Origin of the sequence: Flavicella sediminum (genome assembly GCF_006381105.1) — a bacterium.
Taxonomy (GTDB): domain Bacteria; phylum Bacteroidota; class Bacteroidia; order Flavobacteriales; family Flavobacteriaceae; genus Flavicella; species Flavicella sediminum.
Window position 1 is genome coordinate 74,993 of sequence record NZ_VDET01000021.1, and the last position, 22,118, is coordinate 97,110.

Consider the following 22,118-nt stretch of genomic DNA (forward strand, 5'->3'; position numbering starts at 1 on the left):
TAAAAATTAGTATCCTTAATTTACAAGCTAACATTCAATAGCTGTCTAGTGTAATTCTTTAATTTCAATATTTTTAAATTCAACAGCATGTCCTTCTGCTTGAAAAGCAATATAGCCACTTTTTAAAGGAGTTCCGGCAATACTAAATTTAGGATCTGCACCTTTGGCATTCATATTTCCGCCAATATGTGGTTTTGAATAACGCAAGACTTCTAGTCCGTTTACCTTATGTATGACTAAAGAGTCTCCGTAAACAATCAATTCTCCTTTTTGCCATTCATCCCATTGAAAAGTTTTTGAAGTCGAAATAACACAATGTTTTTTTGCCAATTCATCATTAAAAATAACTTCTGTAGAAGGAGAACACATATTTGCTGTAGGTCTTTCTACACCCGCTTCTCGTTCTGCTAAAATTTGGTATTCCACAGAAATTGGCCAGTTTTGATCTTTTAATATAGTACGAGGATCTTGTGAATGAAACATGACACCACTATTTCTGTAGGTATGGTAAGGCGCATCTTCTAGCCATTGCTCTTTAAATCTTGTTTCAAACTTTAAATGGTACGAAGAAAAAGGTTCTTTGTAAAAAATATGCCCAAAACGATCGTCAAAAGTTGTGTACTCACTATAATCTACCACTAATTTTCCATCGGATACTTTAAAAGTATTTGCGTAATTGTCGTTGTATTCATGATGGTGAATTTTTATATTCCATCCGTCTAAATTTTCTCCATTAAATAAGGTTTTCCAACCCGATTTATCTTCTGGAGTTTCTTCAAAATATTTGAAAACGAAAAGAGCTAATACAAAGGAAGCACTAAGAATTAGTAGTTTTTTATTTTTAATCATGAGCAGTTATTCTAGGATCTAAATTAATTAGCGTACAAATTACATTAAATAATTCAATTCAATTATTTTTTTCGCGTCAATTTATGTTCTAGGTTGATTGTTAGTCCCAAATAAAAATTAATTCCTTGGTTGTTGATGTCCATAGTTTTTAAGCGAGATAGATGGTCAATATATTTTGTATTGAAGATGTTTTTTATTCCTGTATTTATTTTAAGAGGAGTTTCTTTAGAAGCTATTTTAAAATTCATTCCTAAATTTACGAGCTGGTATTTAGGACTTTCAGTTTCATTTAACCCAATGTTGGTTTGTTCAAAATTATAGATATGATTTAAAAATAGACTTTCAATTTGGAATTTACGTTCGCCTTCAAAAGCAATTTTCAAGGAAGAATTTATTTTGGTTGCCGGTATCAAAGGCAAGGCATTTTTGTCGTCATCTTCTGCATAAACGGTAGCTAGTGTACTTTCTAAATGCAGCCAGTGGTAGTTGTGTGGGTGAAAATGAATACCCAATTCACCACCATACAAAGTGGCATTGTTTTGTAAGTATTCAAAAACAGGATTGTCTTCAATGTTTGTTCCAGTAGGTGACAAATAAATATAGTTGTTTATTTTATTCAAATACGGATTGAAAGATAAACTCAAATGATCGTTGTTGTAATTCAAAGAAACATCAAACTGTTTTGCTTTTTCACTTTTTAAAACACTATTTCCTTTAACGTATTGACTGGTGCCATGATGTACGCCATTTGCAATCAATTCTGAAGTATTTGGCGCTCTAAATCCGGCTGAAAAATTTGCTTTTAAAATAAGCTTGTCGAAAGGGTATACCACACCCAATGAATAATTTGTGCTTTTGAAAGTTTTAGTTAAAGCTTCAAAGTCTACATGCTCTGAAGTTTCTATTTTTCGATAATCCCTTCTAAGTCCACCCTGCAATTGTATACTTTCTAAATCCCAATGAAGCACTGAGAAAATTCCAAAATCTTTGGTCACAGCATCTGGAATTAGTAATTCTTCTCCTGAGTTTGTATTCGTTTGATGCATTCCTTGTGAGCCAAGAATAATTTCAAAATTATCTGATATAGTAGGACTGAACCATTTGATATTATAGGTATAGGTTTCTAAATTCATGTTTAAAGCAGCTCCCTCTTCTTCATGCTCGTCATGTTCTTCTTCTTCATGTTCTTCGTGTTCTTCATGATGTTCAAATTCTTTTCTTCTGTTTCCTGTATAGCCCAAAACAGCATTTATTTTCGCTTCATCAAATAAGAAGGTATTTTCAAAACTAAGCGCGTGGTTTTTAATTTCTTGATACGGAATTTCAAAATTTCTTTTTGTACCGTTTCCGTATTTTTCATCGGCTTCAATAATTCCAAAATTATTTTGAAGGAAACTATATTTTATATGACTGATCCAATTGTCTTTAGAATAACCAAAAGCTCCTTTTATATTGGCTTCATCAAATCGACTATTAAAAACACGGTCGTTGTTAGGTGTTTTATAATCTGCATGAGAATTATAGGCACTAAATAAATTCCATTTAAAATTCTTTTTATGGTATTTTATACCTGCCGAAGTTAAGCTAGCTAAGGTATTTGACTGAAAATTGGTGCTTACAAAACTTTCTACGCGATTGGGTTTTGCATACAGAGCATCAATAAAATACAAAACACCACCTAAGGCATCAGAACCATAAAGTAGAGAAGAAGGACCTTTGATCACTTCTACGCTTTCAATACCAACATCGCCTATGCCTAAACCATGTTCGCCTCCCCATTGTTGGTTTTCCATACGAATGCCTTGAGCATAGGTAACAATTCTATTCCCTGATAAACCTCTAATAACAGGTTTTCCAATACCAGCTCCAGTGCTTATTTGTGAAACTCCAGCAATATTTGTGATGGCTTCTGCCAAGGAAACACTTGCTGTTTGTTGCAATTCTTTTATGGATTTATGCACTATTTGTAGACTGTTTTCTGTTTGTAGTTTCCCTTTTGGCGCTACTAGAAAAACTTCTTTTAAGTCGTGTAAACTTTCTTCAAGGAAAAAGGTTTTTTTACCCTTTTTGGCAATATTTATAATTGCTGTTTTTGATTTGTAACCAACAGAGGTAATTTGAATTTTAAGTTTATTATTAGGAAGGTTTTCTAAGGAAAATTCACCGTTTTCATCGGCTACAGTTCCTGTTTGTAATTCTAAAAAATAAATGGTGGCAAAGGGAATGGTACTGCGATTGCTTTTGTCTTTTACTACACCAACAAATTCTTGCGAGTTTGCTTGAAAGCTTAAAAAAAGAATACTGAATAGGAATGTGAATTTTTTCATTAGATAGTTTATATTTGTAACGATGTTGCAAATATATAAAACTTATTAAATGCAACAGTGTTGCAAAGTAAAAAATATGAAAAATTTATTACGCCTTAAGAAATTAAACGAAACTCCTTTCCGTAAAAGGGTTTTAGACATATTTAATAAGTATCCTTATGCCATTTCTATGGGGGTAATTGAAAAGGAATTGAAAGACTATAACAGAATTACGCTTTATAGAACCATGAAGGCATTTGTAAAGAATGGATTGATTCACGAAATTTTAATGGGAGGTGAGGAAACGAAATTTGCACTTTGCAAAGAAATCTGTAGCAATGAAGCACATCAGCATCAGCACATACACTTTAAATGCAAGCAATGCAATTCGGTAACTTGTGTTGAAATTGCTAAGTTTCCTGTAATTAGTTTACCAAACTATAAAATAGAGGAATTAGAAATTCAAGCTACAGGTGTATGCGCTGCTTGTCAGTCTTAAATAGTGGCTTATTATAATTTAAAATCCCATTCATTAGAATTTCCATACCACAAAGCCCCTTTGTCAACATATAAAGGAGAATTAAAATTATTGGTAAACAAACCACCGGTTCCTAAACCTTGAGGCATTGTTGTTTTTAAATGAGCAGTCCATTGAGCAATTGCATTTAACCCGATGTTAGATTCTAGAGCAGAGGTAATCCACCAATCAATGTTATTTTTCTTTGCAATTTCGATCCATTCGTTGCTACCCTTTATTCCTCCAACCAAGCTCGGCTTTAAAATAATATACTGCGGTTGAATGTGTTCAATTAATTTTTCTTTTTCGTTTTTTTCAAATACTCCTATTAATTCTTCATCCAAAGCTATAGCCAACGGCGTATTGGCACAAAGTTGCGCCATTTCATCTGCTTGCCCTTGTTTAATGGGCTGTTCAATAGAATGCAAATCGTAGTCAGAAAGTTTTTTTAATTTTTCCAAAGCTTCTTTAGGAGCAAAAGCACCATTGGCATCTACTCTAAGTTCTATTTCATTGGAGTTATATCGTTTTCTAATGCTTTGTAAAAGTTCACATTCTTTATCAAAGTTTATGGCGCCAATTTTTAATTTAATAGTATGAAATCCTTGTTTGAGTTTTTCTTCTATTTGCGTTTGCATAAATTTGGCATCTCCCATCCAAATAAGACCGTTAATTGAAATAGGTTGATTTTTATGAACAAAGTCGCTAGGAAATAATTCAAAGGGATTCGAGCGTTCCAAAGATAAAAATGCCTGTTCTAAGCCAAATTGAATAGAAGGAAATTCTTTTAATTCAACCAATAAAGCAGCCAAGCCCAATTCAATATTTCGGCAGGTCCATGCTAGTTTTTCTTCATAATCTGGTCGGTCGTCAGCGCTTAAACCACGAAACAAACCACATTCACCAATTCCTTTTTTTTCATTCTTAAAAAGCTGAATAAAAAAGGTTTCTTTGGTCTTTAATATTCCTCTGGAAGTTCCGCTAGCTTGTTTGAACTCAAGAAGGTGTTTTTTATAGCTGGCTTTTAGCATGTGTTTTGTTTGGTATCGGGTAATTAGAAATCTAAAAATTTCCTGAATCTATTGAAGGTATTGCAATTCATTTATAAAGCTACCGTTTCACCAATGGCCAATAGCATTAAATCTTTATTTTTATCGTAGAATTTTTTGATGGCTTGTTTTTGGTCAATTTCTATATAGCCAAACGTATCAAAATGACAACCAATAATTTTATCACATTCAATAAAGTCAGAGGCAATAATGGCATCGTCTACATTCATGGTAAAATTATCTCCAATAGGTAATATGGCGACATCCAATTTCGCTTTTAAAGGAATTAATTTCATATCGTAGGTTAAGGCAGTATCCCCAGCGATATAAATATTTTTATGTTCGCCTTCTACTATAAATCCACCAGGATTTCCTCCGTAAGTCCCATCAGGAAAAGAGCTAGAGTGTACGGCGTTGGTATAACTTACTTTTCCAAAGTCAAACTCCCAACTTCCGCCAATATTCATAGGGTGTCCTTCTAAGCCAAGTTTTCCGAAATATTTAATAATTTCAGCATTGGATATTAAAATAGCCCCTGTGTTTTTTGCAATCGCTTCCACATCTAAAATATGATCTTTGTGGGCGTGTGTAATTAAGATATAATCTGCTTTTAACTGCTGAATGTCAATTTGTTCAGCCAAAGGATTACCCGTAATAAAAGGGTCAATCAAAAGTGTTGTATCGCCAATTTGTATAGAAAAGCAAGCATGGCCTAAAAATGTAATTTTCATTGAATAATAAAGTTAGGTTTGGAAAGTAAATATACATTCTTAATTTAAGTTTTTGTTAACAGGAAGAGAGACTTTATTAAGTATTTTCATGCCTCATTAAATTTTAAATTTTTATTATGAAAAAACAGTTACTATTTCTTTGTGCATTTGTGTTATCCGTAGGAATGAGTGCCCAAGTAGTTACACCACAGCCAAGTCCTTTTTCTAAAGTAGAACAAAAGGTGGGCTTGACAGATGTTACGCTAGAATACTCAAGACCAGGAGTCAGAGGAAGAGCGATTTTTGGAGATTTGGTTCCCTTTGGTAAATTATGGAGAACAGGAGCTAATAAAAATACCAGTATTACTTTTAGTACGGATGTGAATTTTGGAGACAAAAACATCAAAGCAGGAACTTATGCTTTGTTTACAATTCCGAACAAAGATTCATGGGAAATAATTTTATACGCAGATGCTTCTAACTGGGGAACACCAGCACCAGAAAAATGGAGTGAAGCGCAGGTTGCTGTTAGAGTGAATGCAAAACCTATGGACTTGCCTTTTTCTGTAGATACCTTTACCATTGATATCAATAGCATTCATGTAAATGGTGCGGCTTTAGAAATTATTTGGGACAAGGTGGTTGTAAGCGTTCCGTTTACGGTACCTACCGATAGAATTGTATCTAAAAGTATTGAAGATACCTTGAATGGACCAGGAAAAAATGATTATTATGCAGCAGCTGCTTATTATTTAGAAGTAGGAAAAGATATCAAACAAGCAAAAACTTGGATTGATTTGGCTGTTGAGGAATATGGAGACAAAGTACCTTTTTGGATTTTGAGAAGACAAGCTTTAATTCACGCAAAAAGTGGCTCGAAAAAATCAGCGATCAAAGCGGCTAAAAAATCTTTAGAGTTGGCAAAGGAAGCAGGAAACGTAGACTATGTTAAAATGAACAAAGACTTTTTAAAAGAAATGGGGGAATAAGTAAATTTCCTTTACAAGTAAAAATCCCTCTAATTTTTTTTTAGAGGGATTTTTTATTTTATCCAATGACCTTGAGTTTAGAGAACTTCAAGATTAGTTTTTTTAAGCCTTCCTTTTCAAAACGAATTTCAGCTTTGGCATCTCCACCAACACCTTCCATTTTTAAGACCTCTCCTTTTCCAAAACGACCGTGTTCTACCAAATTACCGACGGTTATTTTACCGTCAAATAAATTTCCGCTGCCGGCAGCATTGCTAGGTTTTACTTTTTTAAAGTTGCTTGGTGGTGAAAGGATTGATTTTTTTACAGGAGCCCCTGGTTTACTTGTTCGTACATTGGCTGAAGTTCTTGGAATCGGTTTTCTAAATCGAATTCGATCTTTAGGAATGTCGTCTTCAAATAAATTATTGTCTACAAAATTATTGGTTCTAGGCGCCAAACGTTTTGGTGTTAGATACTCTAAATATTTTGGGTCTATTTCTTCTAAAAAACGACTAGGTTCTGCGTCTGTCAATTTTCCCCAGCGGTAACGTGTATTTGCAAAACTTAAATAGGCTTGTTCCTCGGCACGCGTTAAGGCGACATAAAACAATCTACGTTCTTCCTCAAGTTCACTTCTGGTATTCATACTCATGGCAGAAGGAAATAGGGATTCTTCCATTCCCACTATATATACATATGGGTATTCCAATCCTTTGGCCAAGTGAATGGTCATTAAGGAAACCATTGGTTCATCATCTTCCTTATCACTGTCCAAATCAGATTTTAGGGCAACATCTTCTAAAAATACTGCCAAAGAATCTTCTTGTTCTTTTTCTTTAGAATCGTCTACAAAATATTTTATACCGTTTAAAAGTTCTTGAACATTTTCTACCTTACTAACTCCTTCCGGAGTACCATCTGCTTCTAAATCTTTAACAATTTGAATTTGTTTGACCACCTGATCTGCAATTTCAAAGGCATTTACTTTTTGTGCTCCAATAGTAAATGCTTCAATCATATTGGCGAAATTCTTTAATTTCGTTTTTGTCCCCGCATTAATTTTAAGATCTATTCGATCAATATTTTTAACAATCTCAAACAAGGGTTTTTTATAATGATCGGCAGCAATATCTAATTTATCAATAGTGGTAGCACCGACACCACGTGCGGGGTAATTGATAATTCTTTTTAAGGCTATTTCATCATTCGGATTTACCAAGACTCTTAAATACGACAGAACATCTTTAATTTCTTTTCTTTGGTAAAACGAAGTACCACCGTAAATTTTATAAGCAATTCTCTTTTTACGCAAAGCATCTTCCATAGCACGAGATTGTGCATTGGTTCTATAAAGAATACAAAATTTATCATTCGTTAATTGATGATTCATTTTGTTTTCAAAAATAGAATTGGCCACCCAACGTCCTTCTTCTCCATCAGAAATGGTACGCATAACCTTTACTTTAGGGCCATCTGCATTTTCAGTGAAAATTTCTTTGTCTAATTTGGTTTTATTTTTTTCAATCAAACTATTGGCCGCTTCTACAATATTTTTTGAAGATCTGTAGTTTTGCTCTAGTTTGAAGGTTTTTACATTTTCGTAATGCTTTTGGAAATTTAAGATGTTGTTAATATTTGCACCACGGAAAGCATAAATACTTTGCGAATCATCTCCTACCACACAAATATTTTGAAAACGATCTGCCAAGGCTCTTACAATTAAATATTGCGAGTGGTTGGTATCTTGGTACTCATCCACCATGACATATCGAAAACGATCTTGATATTTGGCCAATACATCTGGAAAACGAGATAATAATTCGTTGGTTCGCAGCAATAAATCATCAAAATCCATGGCACCAGATTTAAAACAACTTTCTACATAGGCCTTGTAAATTTCTCCCATTTTTGGGCGACTCGCCATAGTATCTGCTTCTTTTAAGTCGGTATTGGCAAAATAAGCTTTTACGGTAATCAAGCTGTTTTTGAATTGAGAAATTCTACTCAACACCTGTTTGGCTTTATAGCGTTCTTTGTCTAATTGTAAATCTTTGATAATACCACTAATTACCTTTACAGAATCCTGAGAATCATAAATGGTAAAGTTGGAAGGATATCCTAGTTTGTCAGATTCAGAACGTAAAATTCTAGCAAATACGGAGTGAAAAGTTCCCATCCATAAATTTTTAGCCTCACTTTCTCCAACAACCGAAGCAATACGCTCTTTCATTTCACGAGCGGCTTTGTTGGTAAAAGTTAAGTTTAGGATGTTAAAAGCATCAACACCACTTTTCATTAAATGGGCTATTCTATAGGTTAAAACCCTAGTTTTACCTGAACCCGCACCTGCAATAATAATCATAGGTCCTTTTAATTGAAGTACTGCTTCCTTTTGAGAAGGGTTTAATCCGTCTAAATAATGTGCCAAAATAGTCTTGTATTAAATCATGAAAAAGGCTTCCTTTTTTAGCATACTAAAAAAGCATTAGCCAGTTCAAAAATAAGGGTTCATATAATGGCATGCAATAAAAGTTATCGACAGTTTTAGAATTAAAAACTTTGTTTACTTTAGCGTATTAAATTTATGAATTTCACTTTCTTATGACAGCTACTTTTTTGACAATGATCTCTTATGTTTTGCCGGCCTTGGTTGTTGGTGCAGTTGCTTATTATTTATTTCAAATGCATTTTAAAAATGAACAAAATAGACGAAATTTTGAATTGATAAAAGCAACAAAAAAAGAGACGTTGCCTTTAAGAATTCAAGCTTATGAACGTTTGGTGTTGTTTTTAGAAAGGATAAATCCCAGTAATTTATTGGTCAGAATAAAACCTATGGGAGATGAGAAACAAGCTTATTTTAATTTACTAGCGGCTACCATTGTTCAGGAATACGAACATAATTTAAGTCAGCAAATTTATATTAGTGAAGAAAGTTGGAATTTAATTACCACCGCTAAAAATACGACGATTCAAATATTAACGGATGTTGTAGCAGATGCTACTGTTGAAAACTCACAAATGTATCGCGAAGCTGTGTTAAAAAAAATATTGAATGCCAATCCGCCTTCTGCAATTGCTATTTCAATAATTAAGAAGGAAGTCTTAGAATTATTATCTTAAATAGTAAACCTAACAGGTTTTAAAAACCTGATAGGTTTGTAAATAAAATGAATTATATAAAAAATGCCTCATATTATATGAGGCATTTTCTTTTCATAGCAATTTTACTTATTTCTATTTGAATTAGTTGAAATAAATTTTTGAAGCAGCCAATGCCACATTAAAAGTATTTGTTTCTTCTTTTGTAGAAAGATCAAATACAGAAAGTTTACTTAATTTAGAGTAACTAGCATTTACAGAAAAAAGCTTGTTGTTTTTGATAGCCATGCTGTAAATACTCTCAACTTCTAGTATAGGAGTGTCTGATAATTCAGCACTATTTGCTGCAATTTTGTATATTTTATTACCTACTGAATAATAGAAATTATTATCATTTTCAACTAATAATTTTGGATGATCTCCTTCTGCAAAAGTTAATTCAGAAGTTATTGTGTTGGATGCAGTATTAATTCTAGCAATACTTCCAGGAGTCTGAGAAAGGATCGTTACTTCTGGCCAATTTGAATAATCAGCAACAACGTTTCCTGCAGAAAGCACAATTAAGTCGCCTGCATTATCAAAGAAAATTTCATCAGGATTGTCGTTAACAGTTATTTCTACTATTGATTCTGTATCAATATTTATAACACTTACAATATTATTTGTCGTAAATGCGCCTTGGTGTGAAACATAAAGATTACCGTCTTTTTCAATAATACGTTCAGGTCCATTTCCTACAGGAATAGTGCTTGTTACTTCAAAAGTACTTAAGTCAATTACAGCTATATAATCATCGGTTTCACTTCCTGTGCTTCCCCAGTTTGTAGAATATCCAATTCCATCTACAACGGTCATATATCTAGGGTGATCTAAGCCAGTTATGATTTTTCCTTTTTCTTCGAAAGTATATCTGTCAACAACAGTTATTGTAGCAGCATTGTCAACAGAGATGTATGCATTTTCGTCATCGAAAGCGATAGATTGTAAGTAGGTTCCAAGCTCTTCATTGTTAATGGTTTTAAAAATTTGGTTTGCTTGAACTGAAAAATCATTTGAGATAAAAGATACAGATCCTGTTCCTGCACTAGAGCCTTCTCCACTAATTAGAATTCCGTTTTTATAACTGGCTCCTTCTCCGTTAAATAAGACTTCATTATCGTTACACGATATAAATAGAACGGCAAGAACTAAGGATTGTAGTATTAATTTGTTGATTTTCATGATTTAAAATTTATAATTGATATGTATGTTAAAATTTCTATTAGGCATTGGTCTACGAGGTGAAATTTGATAAATTTCATTGTAGATATTATTTATTTTGACTCCAAAACTCAAGTTTTGTTTTTTTGTTTTTAAAAGTTGGTAATCAACACCAATATTTGAAATATCATAGCTTGGCATAGCGTTGCTGCTAATATTATCTTCCGATGTATATAACTGTCCGTTGAATAAAAATTGGTAGAATGCACTCCACTTTTTGTGTGAATAGCCTAAATTAAAGTTGGCTATATGTTTCGGAACAAAAATTAATATCTGATTTGTAATTTTGTCTTTGGCTAGTGTATAAGAGTAGTTTCCATTAAAATTGAATGTGTGATAACCAAGAGTATAATGTTTGGTAATGCGTAATTCTATTCCAGAATTTTGAGTTTCTGCAATATTATTTGGCATCCATACACCTGGTCTATCAGGGTCTCCGTTAGGACTCCAAACAATTTTGTCTTTAGAGCGAATATAAAAGTAAGAGAAGTCTATTTTTGTCGTACTTGTTGTATAATTCAATCCAATTTCACCTTGTTTTGATGTTTCAGGAAATAAGTCTGGATTACCTTGACCGGGCCAGTACAGGTCGTTATAACTTGGTACTCTATAGTTTTTAGATGCATTTAAACGAACGGTTAATTTATTGTTCAAAGGTATTTCGGCACCTATTGCCATTACAAAAGGAACTTCGTAATCGGAGTTAAAGTCTTGTCGAATTTTTAAATTGTATGAAAATAATTTTTCAAGCTTTTGAGAAAAAATAATTGCCTGAGAAAACTGAGTTCTGTTTCGAGTATTTATTTTATTTGTCCAACCATTAATAGAGGTATATTCGGTATAACTGTCAATTTTAGTGTTCTTATTAAAATTGTAAGAAAAGTCATAATTGAAAAGCCAAGTAGCCGATTTACCAAAATCATATGTGGCTATATTTTTATCAGAAAAATAATTATATTCTTGTGTTAAATAAGCTGCTTTGATAATATGACTAAACTGATTGGAATTATTTTCAAAAACCAATAAATTTCTTTGGTTAAAATCTCTATATTTTTCTCTAGCAGTAGTAGGGTTTGGAAGTTCTCCGGAAAATAAGCGATTTGCTTTGTATTTAGAAATGTAGAATTTAAGGTTTGAAAAATCAGAAATCTTGAAGGCACTGCTAATATTCCAATTTAAATTATCATAAGCCGCATTGGTGTTTTTGAAATTGGTACCTAATAAAGGATAATTATTGTCAGACTGGTTGTATGAAAGGCCTGCTTTTAATGCAAATTTTGAATTTCCATAGGAAGTTTTAAATAAACTTTGATAGGTATCATAACTTCCGACACTGCTTATAATTTGATTTTTAAAATGCTTCTTAAAAGTAAGATTTGTATTTAAATGAATGGTTCCTCCAATTGCTCCAGAGCCATATTTTATACTTCCTCCACCGCTTCTAATGTCAATGGCATCTATCAAATTTACAGAAAGTGAGTTGAAACCTGTTTGTCCGTTGTTGATAGAATTTATATTAATTCCATTCCAAATAACGGCGGTATTAGAAGAACTTGTTCCTCTAAACCTTGCAGAGCTTGTCCCTCCAGAACCATATTCTCTTAAATAAATAGGAGCAGTAAATCTGATTAAGGATGTAAAAGATTCTCGATTATTTTCGATAACAGAATCCTTTAGGCTTATTTTTTTGAGGCCAACAGAATTCTCTTTGTTGTTTTTATCAACAACAAGAATAACCTCTTCTAATGTATGTACAATAGAATCTTTTTGAGCTTGTACCCCCAACCCTGCTAAACAGCAAAACACAATTACCAGTATATTTTTCATCATCTAAAACCTTTCACCCCGAAAGCTTGTTTAATGTTCTGAATAAGGCAGGTCTCCTGGCTTGCGTCTTGTTGTTACCTTCCCGTGAAAAAATCACAGTGGTTTAAGTTTACAACAAGCGTCAAATAAATTGACAAAGCTTACAGTTGCGGGGACAGCTATCGAGTTAAACGATATTCCCTTTTAATTTCATTTCGATATTTTAAAATGAAAACCAAATTCGCTGCAAAAGTAGCTAGTATTTTAGGAATGACAATTTATTATTTTGATTTTTTTAAGCTGATTAAAACAATCGTGTTGATCGTTTTATAGTTTCCTAAGAATTTTTTTGTCAATATAAAATGTGCCGAAAGGAATAAAACAAGCCAAAATAATTTTCCAAGTGGTTGTCTTAAATTTCCAGTTTTGCTCTACACCAACACTAAGGGTATTCATCATAAAAAGTAAAAAAAGTGCGCCGTGAATTGGACCTAAGTTTTTTGTGAGACTTGGATTGTGGAAATAATATTTCATAGGTACAGCTACAGCTATAAGTAGTAACAGCGAAATACCTTCAAGAAAGCCAAGTAGACGAAGTCGGCCAATTTTTGTTTTCAATAATTGTATCATAATAATCGGATATATGGTCGGTTTGCTAAAGGAGAAAAAGGCCAAGGAATGGCTATAAATATGATAAGTAAAGCAATACAATACCAATAAAATTGCGTTTTGAATTTTTCTTTATCTGTAGGTTTTCTTTTGGTTAAGGCAGAACCTATGGTTATTATAATAATTGCTGTTAGCATACAAACCAAATGTACTATTGCAAAAAAACACGTTTCAGTATGTTGAAGGGCTGCTTTTTTGTTTGCAAAAAAATACAAGATAATTGGACTTTTAGAATAAACTAAAATTCCTAAAATTAATTGAATATGTGCAATTGTGGCCGTCCAATGTCTCGTTAAATTATCTGCTTTTACAAAAGGCAAACTTGAATAATAACCCCGAAATGCACGATAAATGGAATACACTAAACTTAGTAAAACAAACCATCTGAAAATGGAATGAAAAAATAAAAGTACTTGATACATTGCAACTTTATTTAAATAAAAGCACAAATATAATCAGAACATACTAATTAGTATGTTTTATGTGTGGGTTATTTTAAATTATTTAAATAGCGTTTTAATTCATTTAAATAATCGCGGTAACAGTTAGTGCTAGTAGCTATTTTTGCTAGGTTTCTTGTCCCCCAATAGCTAGAAATAACAAATTGCGCTACTTGTTTCGGATTTGTGGTTTTAGCAATAGTTCCATTTTCTATTTCTTTTTGAAGGCAGTTTTCTATGGCAGTTTTCCATTCAAGGACCAATTCATTCAGAGCTTTGGAAAATTCAGTATGCCATGGGCTCATTTCTTGGATCAAATTTCCGGCAGGACATCCATATGCTGGTTTCAAATAAGGAGTTTCTAATAAAAGCGAAGTGATCATTGCATAAATTTGTTCTATGGGATTGGCTACATTTCTTAATGGAGCTATATATGCCTCTTCCATGGTGGGTTTTACAATTTCGTTGATAATTGCAATTCCCATTTCGTCTTTGGTTTTAAAATGGTAGTAAAAAGCGCCCTTGGTGACTTTAGTAGTTGCAATAATTTCGTCTATACTTGTAGTTTGATAGCTTTTAGTATAAATAATATCAAATGCTTTTTCAAGTATGTTTTGGCGGGTGCTTAATGCTTTTTTCATAATAAATAAGAATTAGTAGCTTGGTTAAGACTACATTCAATGGAATGAATGTTAGATAAATTTGAAGAATTTATGTTGCAAGTTTTTAGAAACTTCATAAAATTCAGGATGAATTATTTTAGCTAAAATTTCAATTCCATTTACCAGCGTACTGGCAGAGGGTTGTGTAAATAAATCAAAGTCGGCAATATATACCGCCTTATTTTTAACCGCTCGTAAATTTTTCCATTCAGGTCGGTTGGTTAAAAAAGGCATGTCTTTTAAAGTTGTTTCGGTAGTATAGCCGCAAGGAGCAATGACTAAAACTTCAGGATCATACCTTACAATTTTTTCCCAATCTACAACGATGCTATCACCAGAAGGATGAGACAATAAATCGATTCCACCAGCATAGCCAATTTGATGAGGTATCCAATGTCCGCAATTAAATAAGGGATCAATCCATTCTAACAACATCACTGATTTTTGTTGCAGTCTGTTTTTTCTTTGGATATCAATCACAGCATCTACTCTGGCAAGTAATTCATCTTTGTGTTTTTGTCCTAGCTCAGGTTTGCCCATAGCTGTCGCAATAGTTAACAAAGAATCAAAAACATCTTGCAAAGAGGCGGGGTTGATGGGAATTAATTCAGGTTGCTTTTCTAAATTGGCAACGGCTGCAGCGGTACATTTGGTGTCTATCTGACAAACTTCGCAAACGTCTTGCGTAAAAATAACATCAGGCGCAATTTTGGACAATTCCGCTTCGTCTACAAAATACAAACTTTCACCGGTGGCTTTGCTATTTGAAAACAAAGTGTTGATTTCATCACTGGTATAATTTTTTCCTTCTAGCACACAACGAACAACTCTCGTTTTTTCATTTAAAGCTATTTGTGGACATTCAAAGGTAATTCCGTCTAAGGAATCTTGTAAGCCCATATCGTAAATCATTTGTGTAATTGCGGGTAAAAAGGAAGATACTTGCATCGAAATAATTGTATTGTTTGGGGTCAAAAGTAGTTTTATAAAAAATATAATCCTCATTTTTTTTGCTATTATCATAATTTTCGCTCAATCTTTGCAGAAGTTAAACGAGTGTCTCCTTGAGGAGCGTCGAAAGGTTGTTTTACGAATAAGTTCCTAAAAATAGATCTCGACTCCGCTCGATTTGGCAATTAAGAACTGATGAAAGATGTTTGTTTCATTTTTATTGGTTTGCTAATTAAAGTGACAGATTTTAAAAAAAAACTCAAAATTTAACGATGATATATTATATAACCGGGGGAGAGCGATCAGGGAAAAGTTCGTACGCACAAAAATTAGCGGAAGACTTGTCTGACAAACCTTTTTATTTAGCGACCTCTAGAATTTGGGATCAAGATTTTCAAAAACGAGTAGATCGTCATGTTTCTGATAGAGATGAACGATGGACAACAATTGAAGAGGAAAAAAATATTAGTAAAGTCGTGCCAAACGGTGCTGTGGTAGTTATTGATTGTGTGACATTGTGGTTGACAAATTTTTACGTGGATACCAAATACGATGTACAAGAATCATTACGATTAGCAAAAGCAGAAATAGAAGAACTAAGAAAAATTGAGGCTACCATTATCATTATTTCCAATGAAATAGGAATGGGCATTCATTCAGAACACGAGTCTGGAAGAAAATTTACAGAATTGCAAGGTTGGACCAATCAGGCCATTGCAAAAATTGCCGACAAAGCTATTTTTATGGTGTCTGGTTTGCCTATGGTTTTGAAATAAGTTAATTAAAAAATAAAAGTTGCCCCATGGAATTTAATATTCAAGCCCTCAGTTTAAAACTGAAAAAAGAAATACAACATAAAATAGATTTCAAAACAAAACCCACGGGGTCTTTAGGTGTTTTGGAAGAGATTGCCTTAAAAATTGGGTCGATTCAAAACAGTCTCACGCCAATAATTTCTAAACCAGCAATTGTCGTTTTTGCTGGAGATCATGGTGTGGTGAAAAATCAGCCGGTAAGTCCTTTTCCTCAAGAAGTAACAGCTCAAATGGTTTTTAATTTTTTACAAGGTGGGGCGGCAATTAACGTGTTTACAAAACTGAATAAAATTCAATTAAAAGTAGTAGATGCTGGAGTAAATTTTGAGTTTGAAAAAGATTCAAAATTAATTGATGCCAAAATTAAAAAAGGAACAGAAGATTATACAATTTCGGGGGCTATGACCCTTGAAGAATGTTCTAAAGCCATTGAAAAGGGAGCAGAGATTGTCACTAAAATTTATTCGGAAGGCTGTAATACCATTGGCTTTGGTGAAATGGGGATTGGAAATACCGCTTCTGCTTCTTTGCTGATGAGCGCTTTTACAAAGGAACCTTTGGAGGTGTGTACGGGAAAAGGAACGGGACATACCGAGGAAGGTGTTTTGAATAAAATTGAAATCTTAAAAAAGGCGCAAGAATTACATAAAGGAGCATCGGATCCCCTACATATTTTGGCCAATTATGGAGGTTTTGAAATAGCCATGATGACAGGTGCTATGTTGCAAGCAGCTACATTAAAAATGTGCATTGTTATAGACGGATTTATTGTGACTGTTGCTTTGTTAGCGGCTTTTGCTAAAAATAAAAATGTATTAGATTATTGCTTGTTTGCACACAATTCTGGAGAAAAAGGGCATCAAAAAATGTTAGACTATTTAAAGGTAAAACCCATTGTGAATTTGGGCTTGCGTTTAGGAGAAGGAACAGGAGCTGCTTTGGTAATTCCAACGATAAAAGCTGCTGTTGCTTTTTTTAATGAAATGGCTTCGTTTGAAAGTGCGGGGGTGACGAATAAATGATGTAATGTTGACCCTTCGACAGGTTCAGAGTACCAACTAAATAAATATACCACACTGAGCTTGTTGAAGTGTATAAATTATGAAAAAATGAAAAAACAAATCCATATCTTCTTTACAGCCTTAATGTTCTTTACTCGGATTCCTTGTCCAAAATGGGTAAACCATGCACCTGAATATTTAAATAAAAGCACCAGTTATTTTTCTTTAGTCGGAATTATAGTCGGTAGTATTTCTGCTTTTGTATACTTAATAAGTGGCTTGTTGTTTTCCAATGAAATAGCCTTGTTGTTAAGTATGGTTGCTTCGGTATGGACAACGGGTGCATTTCATGAAGATGGCTTTGCAGATGCTTGCGACGGATTTGGCGGTGGTTGGACAAAAGAGAAAATTTTGTTGATTATGAAAGACTCTCGACTAGGTACTTATGGTGTGGTTGGGCTCTTTTTTTTATTGGCTACTAAATTTTTAGCCTTGAATGAAATGCCTTTAGAATTAACGGCTTTGGTAATTGTTAGTGGCCATAGCGTAAGTCGATTTGTGGCTTCGGTTTTAATTTTTACACATCCATATGTTAGAGAAACAGACGATAGTAAATCAAAACCTGCAGCCAATAAAATGTCTTTGAATGCTTTGGTAATGAGTGCGTTTTTCGGGTTGTTACCTTTGGTGTTTTTTCAGGATTATAAGTTCTTTTTGGTATTAATTCCGCTAGCAATTACTAAAATATGGATGGCTGGTTTTTATAAAAAATGGATTGGTGGACAAACAGGAGATTGTGCAGGAGCCTTGCAACAATTATCGGAAGTTGTTTTTTATTTAAGTTTAGTCGTATTATGGAAATATATTTAGTCAGACATACAACGCCAGATATAGCAGCAGGAATTTGCTATGGGCAATCAGATCTTCCACTTGCGGCGACTTTTAAAGAAGAAGCAAAAGTCATTTTAGACAAAATTCCATATTCAGAAAATAGAAACGTATTTAGCAGTCCTTTGCAGCGCTGCAAGTTGTTAGCAAATTTGTTTGACAAGGAAGTGTTTGTTGATCAGCGTTTGATAGAATTTAATTTTGGCGATTGGGAATTAAAAGAATGGGAGGCCATTCCGAAAGAAGAATTCACGCCTTGGATGGAAGATTTTGTCAATGTTACTGTTCCCAACGGTGAGTCTTATGTAGCATTATCAGTACGAGTAATGGCCTTTTTTACAGAAATTCTAAAAAGCGAAAATGAACAAAATATAGTGGTCGCTCATAGCGGAGTTATACGAAGTATTTTGGCAAATTTAAAGGACATACCTTTAGAGAAATCATTCGACATAAAATTAAGTTACGGTCAAATAAGTAAAATAACCATCAGCAAAAAGACGACAATTGTTGATTGCCTATAAAAAAAGATGATGAAAAAAATATGTATTCTGTTTGTAAGTGTTTTGGCACTCATTTCTTGTCAGAACAAGAAGGAAATAAAAATTGATCAAAAAAATAGTTTAGCGTATGCCAAAGGATTTACAATCATAAATTATGATACTTATAAAAAAGTAATCATCCACAATCCATATAAAAATGCAGATAGGAAATATGAATATTTATTAGTTCCAAAAGAAAATAAAATCCCAAAACATAAAGATGCAGTACAAATCATAAGAACACCAGTAAAAAAAATAGTGGTGACTTCTTCGTCTCATATTCCGTTGCTAGAATTGCTAGAGGAAGAGCAAAGTTTGGTCGGTTTTCCAAATACAGATTTTATTTCTTCAACAAAAACAAGAAAGCTAGTCGAGACCGGTGACGTTAGAGAATTGGGAAAAGCAGAGTATTTAAATACAGAAGTATTGTTAGATGTAAATCCAGAAATAGTGATGAGTTTTGCTGTGGATAAGCCAAATAAATCTTTTCAAATGATTCAAAAATTAGGCGTTCCTGTTTTATTGAATGGTGATTGGTTAGAAGAAACACCTCTGGGAAGAGCAGAATGGATTCGCTTATTTGGTGCTTTATATCAAAAAGAAAAAGAGGCAGATAGTATTTTCAATCATATAAAAAAGGAATACAATGCGGCTAAAGAATTAGCGATACGTGCAAAAAATAAACCAACGGTATTGTCGGGTTCTATCTTTCAAGATGTTTGGTATTTGCCTGCAGGAGAAAGTTTTATTGCGAAGTATTTTGAAGATGCTCAAACAAATTATTTATGGAAAGATTCTAAAGGAACGGGCAGTTTGTCTTTGAATTTTGAAAACGTATTTGAAAAAGGACAAAAGGCGAATTATTGGATTGGTTGTAGCTTAACAACTAGCAAAGAAGAATTGGTAAATGCCAATGCGCACTATCAAAAATTTGATCCATTTATCAACGATCAAATTTATACTTTTGGAAAATTGAAAGGAGCTAAAGGCGGACTTTTTTATTTTGAATTAGGGCCTATTCAGCCACATATTATTTTAAAAGATATCATAAAAATTGCCCATCCCGAATTGTTACCAAATTACAAACCTTATTTTTTTAGCAAGTTGGAATAAAGCTTTTTCTAAATAGAAGCTTATAATTTCATTCATTTAAAATCAAGACCTTGCGCATCGTTAGAATATATTTATCTTTGCAGCTCTAAAATTTATAAAAATGAATAACGGATTATACGCTAAGTTTAATACTAGCAAAGGAGCAATTTTGGTTGAATTAACGTTTGATAAAACTCCAGGAACAGTGGGTAACTTTGTTGCTTTGGCTGAAGGAAATATGGAAAATGATGCAAAACCTCAAGGAAAACCTTATTATGATGGGTTAAAATTCCACAGAGTTATTGCAGATTTTATGATTCAAGGAGGTTGTCCTCAAGGAACTGGAACAGGTAGTCCGGGGTACAGCTTTGAAGATGAATTTCACCCAGAATTAAAACATGACAAGCCAGGTGTGTTGTCTATGGCAAATTCAGGACCCGCATCAAACGGAAGTCAATTTTTTATTACGCATGTAGAAACTCCTTGGTTGGATAACAAACATACCGTATTCGGATTTGTTGTTGAAGGACAAGATATTGTTGATGCAGTTGCACAAGGTGATTTAATTGATAGTTTAGAAATTGTAAGAGTAGGAGCAGAGGCTGAGGCCTTTAATGCTATTGAAGCTTTTAGAAATTTTGAAGGAGCAAGAGAAGAAAGAATTGCCGCTGAAAAAGCAGCACAAAAAGCACAATTAGACGAGGTTGCTGCAGGTTATGATGAAACTGAAAGTGGTTTGCGTTATAAAATTATTCAAGAAGGAAATGGAACTAAGGCTACAAAAGGAGCAGGTGTTTCAGTACATTACAAAGGTCAATTATTGGACGGTACTGTATTTGATTCTTCTTATAAAAGAAAACAACCTATTGACTTTACAATTGGAGTTGGACAAGTAATTAAAGGATGGGATGAAGGAATTCAATTATTAACTGTTGGAGCCAAAGCCCGTTTGGTAATACCTTCTAGTTTAGGATATGGTGCTGCAGGAGCTGGTGGAGTTATTCCTCCAAATGCAACCTTAATTTTTGATGTTGAATTGGTTGCTGTAAAATAAGTAACAATTTGAATAAAATAAAAATCCGCTTTTGAGCGGATTTTTTTATGCTTAAAAATGAGCATTAATGCATTTAAAAGGGTGGAATAGAAACCATATATCTGATTTAAAATGTTCATATTGGAGGATGATTTACGATATAAATATCGATAAAATCTAAAAACACCAAACGGGTTCCGTGTGAAGTAAGATATTTAATTAGTGAAGAAAAAATTCCTGATGGAGATAGTTATAGAGGACCTTCCATTAGAGTATTGAGTCATAAAGATATCGGCATAAAAGCAACAAATATATTTGGTGAAGGCTATTTATATACCTCTATAATTTAGTTAGGTGAAGATGAGGGTGAAAAAAAATGACCATAGAAAAAAAAGTTTTATTATAATTAACTAGTTCTTAAATAATTAAAAAAAAAATGTAAAAAAGTAGTAAATAAAATAAGTTTTTTCTTGTAAAAACGTAGAAAGAGCGTATCTTTGCAGGGCAATACCACGCGAAAGTAGCTCAGTTGGTAGAGCGTCAGCCTTCCAAGCTGAATGTCGCCAGTTCGAACCTGGTCTTTCGCTCAAAACCTCTTAATTTATTAAGAGGTTTTTTTTATTCCTTATTTTAGGTAATTGTAAGTTTTCAAAAATTGAATATGTTGCGAATTCCAACTACTTTTGTTGTTTAAATAGATTTTTATGAAAGTTATTAAATTTGCCGAAATACAAATAAAAGAATATGTAGAAGCTATTCGTCCTCCTGAAGATTTTAGAGACCAAGTAGATGTTTCGTATTGGTATAAAAATGATATTATAGAAATCTTTGAAATTCGTCCAAATTGGCAAGATGAAAAGATTAAAGAAAACTTTCCTATAGCTAGAACAAAATATGTAAAGAGTAAAAAGATTTGGAGAATTTATTGGTTGACAGGAAATCAAAAGTGGATACAATACAAACCGAATGCTGAAGTAAAAAGTATTTTAGAATTTATTGAAGTGCTCAAAAAAGATAAAACAGGTTGTTTTTGGGGCTAAATTATTTTGTATAAATAATCAAAAGGTTCTTTATGCTCATAAAAAAAGCTAGAATTAATGTAGGGTTGATAACAACAATACATCAATTCTAGCTAGAATTGTAATTTAAGAAGAGGAATTAATTGATGGGTTTTAATTTCATTGCTCTTAAACTAGAACTTACGGCATCTCCTTCTACTAAAGAAACAGCTACAGTGTGATTTCCGGCAGTTTTAAACTCAATTATCCCCATATTATAGAAAATATATTTTTCGGTAGCAGCTTGCTGATTTTGCACTTTTACGCCTTCATCTGTTACAGCTTTCCAAACCAATCTTCCTTTTCCTTTGTAATTTAAGTCTAAATAGTAGTATCCTGGTTTTTGAACATTGATCGTCCAAGTCACTTTTCCGTTTTCTTGGATCAGGTGCAATTTCTG

22 protein-coding genes, 1 tRNA gene and 1 riboswitch are annotated in these 22,118 nt (G+C 33.2%); of the genes, 11 read left to right on the top strand and 12 right to left on the bottom strand.

Annotation, left to right across the window (positions count from 1 at the left end; all coding sequences use genetic code 11):
• Positions 1-45: 45 nt before the first annotated feature.
• Positions 46-849, bottom strand: coding sequence for a 3-keto-disaccharide hydrolase (locus FGM02_RS15820; RefSeq protein ID WP_139959469.1), 804 nt, complete (start codon positions 847-849; stop codon positions 46-48).
• 62 nt (positions 850-911) lie between these two features.
• Positions 912-3,176, bottom strand: coding sequence for a TonB-dependent receptor (locus FGM02_RS15825; protein ID WP_139959470.1), 2,265 nt, complete (start codon positions 3,174-3,176; stop codon positions 912-914).
• A gap of 76 nt (positions 3,177-3,252) precedes the next feature.
• Between FGM02_RS15825 and FGM02_RS15830 the strand changes: the two genes are divergently transcribed.
• Positions 3,253-3,654 carry a Fur family transcriptional regulator gene (locus FGM02_RS15830; RefSeq protein WP_166461206.1) on the top strand — a complete coding sequence of 134 codons (402 nt, stop codon included), beginning with the start codon at positions 3,253-3,255 and terminating at the stop codon, positions 3,652-3,654.
• Between the two features lie 11 nt (positions 3,655-3,665).
• On the opposite strand, the gene FGM02_RS15835 is transcribed toward FGM02_RS15830, so the two are convergent.
• Positions 3,666-4,703: an o-succinylbenzoate synthase gene (locus FGM02_RS15835; RefSeq protein ID WP_139959472.1), complete on the bottom strand. Its 1,038-nt coding sequence runs from the start codon at positions 4,701-4,703 to the stop codon at positions 3,666-3,668.
• A gap of 71 nt (positions 4,704-4,774) precedes the next feature.
• The gene (locus tag FGM02_RS15840) at positions 4,775-5,452 is read right to left on the bottom strand and encodes a metal-dependent hydrolase (protein WP_139959473.1); all 678 of its coding nucleotides are present in this window, start codon (positions 5,450-5,452) and stop codon (positions 4,775-4,777) included.
• Positions 5,453-5,568: 116 nt separating this feature from the next.
• On the opposite strand from FGM02_RS15840, the gene FGM02_RS15845 reads away from it, so the two are divergent.
• Positions 5,569-6,420 (top strand): DUF2911 domain-containing protein, encoded by an 852-nt coding sequence (locus FGM02_RS15845; RefSeq protein WP_139959474.1) that lies wholly within the window; start codon positions 5,569-5,571, stop codon positions 6,418-6,420.
• A 58-nt stretch (positions 6,421-6,478) separates the two neighbouring features.
• Here FGM02_RS15845 and FGM02_RS15850 read toward each other — a convergent pair whose 3' ends face one another.
• Positions 6,479-8,830 (bottom strand): ATP-dependent helicase, encoded by a 2,352-nt coding sequence (locus tag FGM02_RS15850; RefSeq protein ID WP_139959475.1) that lies wholly within the window; start codon positions 8,828-8,830, stop codon positions 6,479-6,481.
• A gap of 173 nt (positions 8,831-9,003) precedes the next feature.
• Here FGM02_RS15850 and FGM02_RS15855 point away from each other — a divergent pair, with 173 nt between their 5' ends.
• On the top strand, positions 9,004-9,525 hold the full coding sequence (locus tag FGM02_RS15855; protein ID WP_139959476.1) for a DUF7935 family protein: 522 nt from the start codon (positions 9,004-9,006) through the stop codon (positions 9,523-9,525).
• Between the two features lie 123 nt (positions 9,526-9,648).
• On the opposite strand, the gene FGM02_RS15860 is transcribed toward FGM02_RS15855, so the two are convergent.
• The 6 genes from FGM02_RS15860 to FGM02_RS15885 form a co-directional block, all read right to left on the bottom strand.
• Entirely contained in the window at positions 9,649-10,725 is a 1,077-nt protein-coding gene (locus tag FGM02_RS15860) for a YncE family protein (protein WP_139959477.1), read from the bottom strand.
• A 3-nt stretch (positions 10,726-10,728) separates the two neighbouring features.
• Complete coding sequence (locus FGM02_RS15865; RefSeq protein ID WP_139959478.1) at positions 10,729-12,594, bottom strand: TonB-dependent receptor plug domain-containing protein; 1,866 nt, start codon at positions 12,592-12,594, stop codon at positions 10,729-10,731.
• A gap of 26 nt (positions 12,595-12,620) precedes the next feature.
• Positions 12,621-12,825, bottom strand: a riboswitch (cobalamin riboswitch).
• 72 nt (positions 12,826-12,897) lie between these two features.
• Positions 12,898-13,200 carry a DUF3817 domain-containing protein gene (locus FGM02_RS15870; RefSeq protein WP_139959479.1) on the bottom strand — a complete coding sequence of 101 codons (303 nt, stop codon included), beginning with the start codon at positions 13,198-13,200 and terminating at the stop codon, positions 12,898-12,900.
• Positions 13,197-13,661, bottom strand: a complete 465-nt coding sequence (locus tag FGM02_RS15875; protein WP_139959480.1) for a hypothetical protein — start codon at positions 13,659-13,661, stop codon at positions 13,197-13,199. The genes FGM02_RS15870 and FGM02_RS15875 overlap by 4 nt, the downstream gene beginning before the upstream one ends.
• A gap of 68 nt (positions 13,662-13,729) precedes the next feature.
• The gene (locus FGM02_RS15880) at positions 13,730-14,320 is read right to left on the bottom strand and encodes a TetR/AcrR family transcriptional regulator (RefSeq protein WP_139959481.1); all 591 of its coding nucleotides are present in this window, start codon (positions 14,318-14,320) and stop codon (positions 13,730-13,732) included.
• 51 nt (positions 14,321-14,371) lie between these two features.
• Positions 14,372-15,346, bottom strand: coding sequence for an ABC transporter substrate-binding protein (locus FGM02_RS15885; RefSeq protein WP_243739426.1), 975 nt, complete (start codon positions 15,344-15,346; stop codon positions 14,372-14,374).
• Positions 15,347-15,564: 218 nt separating this feature from the next.
• Between FGM02_RS15885 and FGM02_RS15890 the strand changes: the two genes are divergently transcribed.
• The 8 genes from FGM02_RS15890 (at position 15,565) to FGM02_RS15925 (ending at position 21,700) form a co-directional block, all read left to right on the top strand.
• Positions 15,565-16,068: a bifunctional adenosylcobinamide kinase/adenosylcobinamide-phosphate guanylyltransferase gene (locus FGM02_RS15890; RefSeq protein ID WP_139959482.1), complete on the top strand. Its 504-nt coding sequence runs from the start codon at positions 15,565-15,567 to the stop codon at positions 16,066-16,068.
• Positions 16,069-16,094: 26 nt separating this feature from the next.
• Positions 16,095-17,129, top strand: a complete 1,035-nt coding sequence (cobT, locus tag FGM02_RS15895; protein ID WP_139959483.1) for a nicotinate-nucleotide--dimethylbenzimidazole phosphoribosyltransferase — start codon at positions 16,095-16,097, stop codon at positions 17,127-17,129.
• An 87-nt stretch (positions 17,130-17,216) separates the two neighbouring features.
• Positions 17,217-17,978, top strand: a complete 762-nt coding sequence (locus tag FGM02_RS15900) for an adenosylcobinamide-GDP ribazoletransferase (RefSeq protein ID WP_139959484.1) — start codon at positions 17,217-17,219, stop codon at positions 17,976-17,978.
• A complete protein-coding gene (cobC, locus tag FGM02_RS15905; RefSeq protein ID WP_139959485.1) occupies positions 17,963-18,517 on the top strand; it encodes an alpha-ribazole phosphatase in 555 nt (184 codons plus the stop codon). Before FGM02_RS15900 ends, cobC begins: the two co-directional genes overlap by 16 nt.
• A 6-nt stretch (positions 18,518-18,523) precedes the next feature.
• The gene (locus FGM02_RS15910; protein WP_243739427.1) at positions 18,524-19,648 is read left to right on the top strand and encodes an ABC transporter substrate-binding protein; all 1,125 of its coding nucleotides are present in this window, start codon (positions 18,524-18,526) and stop codon (positions 19,646-19,648) included.
• A gap of 100 nt (positions 19,649-19,748) precedes the next feature.
• Entirely contained in the window at positions 19,749-20,681 is a 933-nt protein-coding gene (locus FGM02_RS15915) for a peptidylprolyl isomerase (protein ID WP_139959486.1), read from the top strand.
• Between the two features lie 493 nt (positions 20,682-21,174).
• Positions 21,175-21,247 (top strand) — tRNA-Gly (locus FGM02_RS15920).
• Positions 21,248-21,364: 117 nt separating this feature from the next.
• The gene (locus tag FGM02_RS15925; protein WP_139959487.1) at positions 21,365-21,700 is read left to right on the top strand and encodes a DUF3024 domain-containing protein; all 336 of its coding nucleotides are present in this window, start codon (positions 21,365-21,367) and stop codon (positions 21,698-21,700) included.
• A gap of 118 nt (positions 21,701-21,818) precedes the next feature.
• Here FGM02_RS15925 and FGM02_RS18105 read toward each other — a convergent pair.
• Positions 21,819-22,118: hypothetical protein (locus FGM02_RS18105; RefSeq protein WP_208021537.1), on the bottom strand; the 300-nt coding region annotated here is incomplete at its 5' end.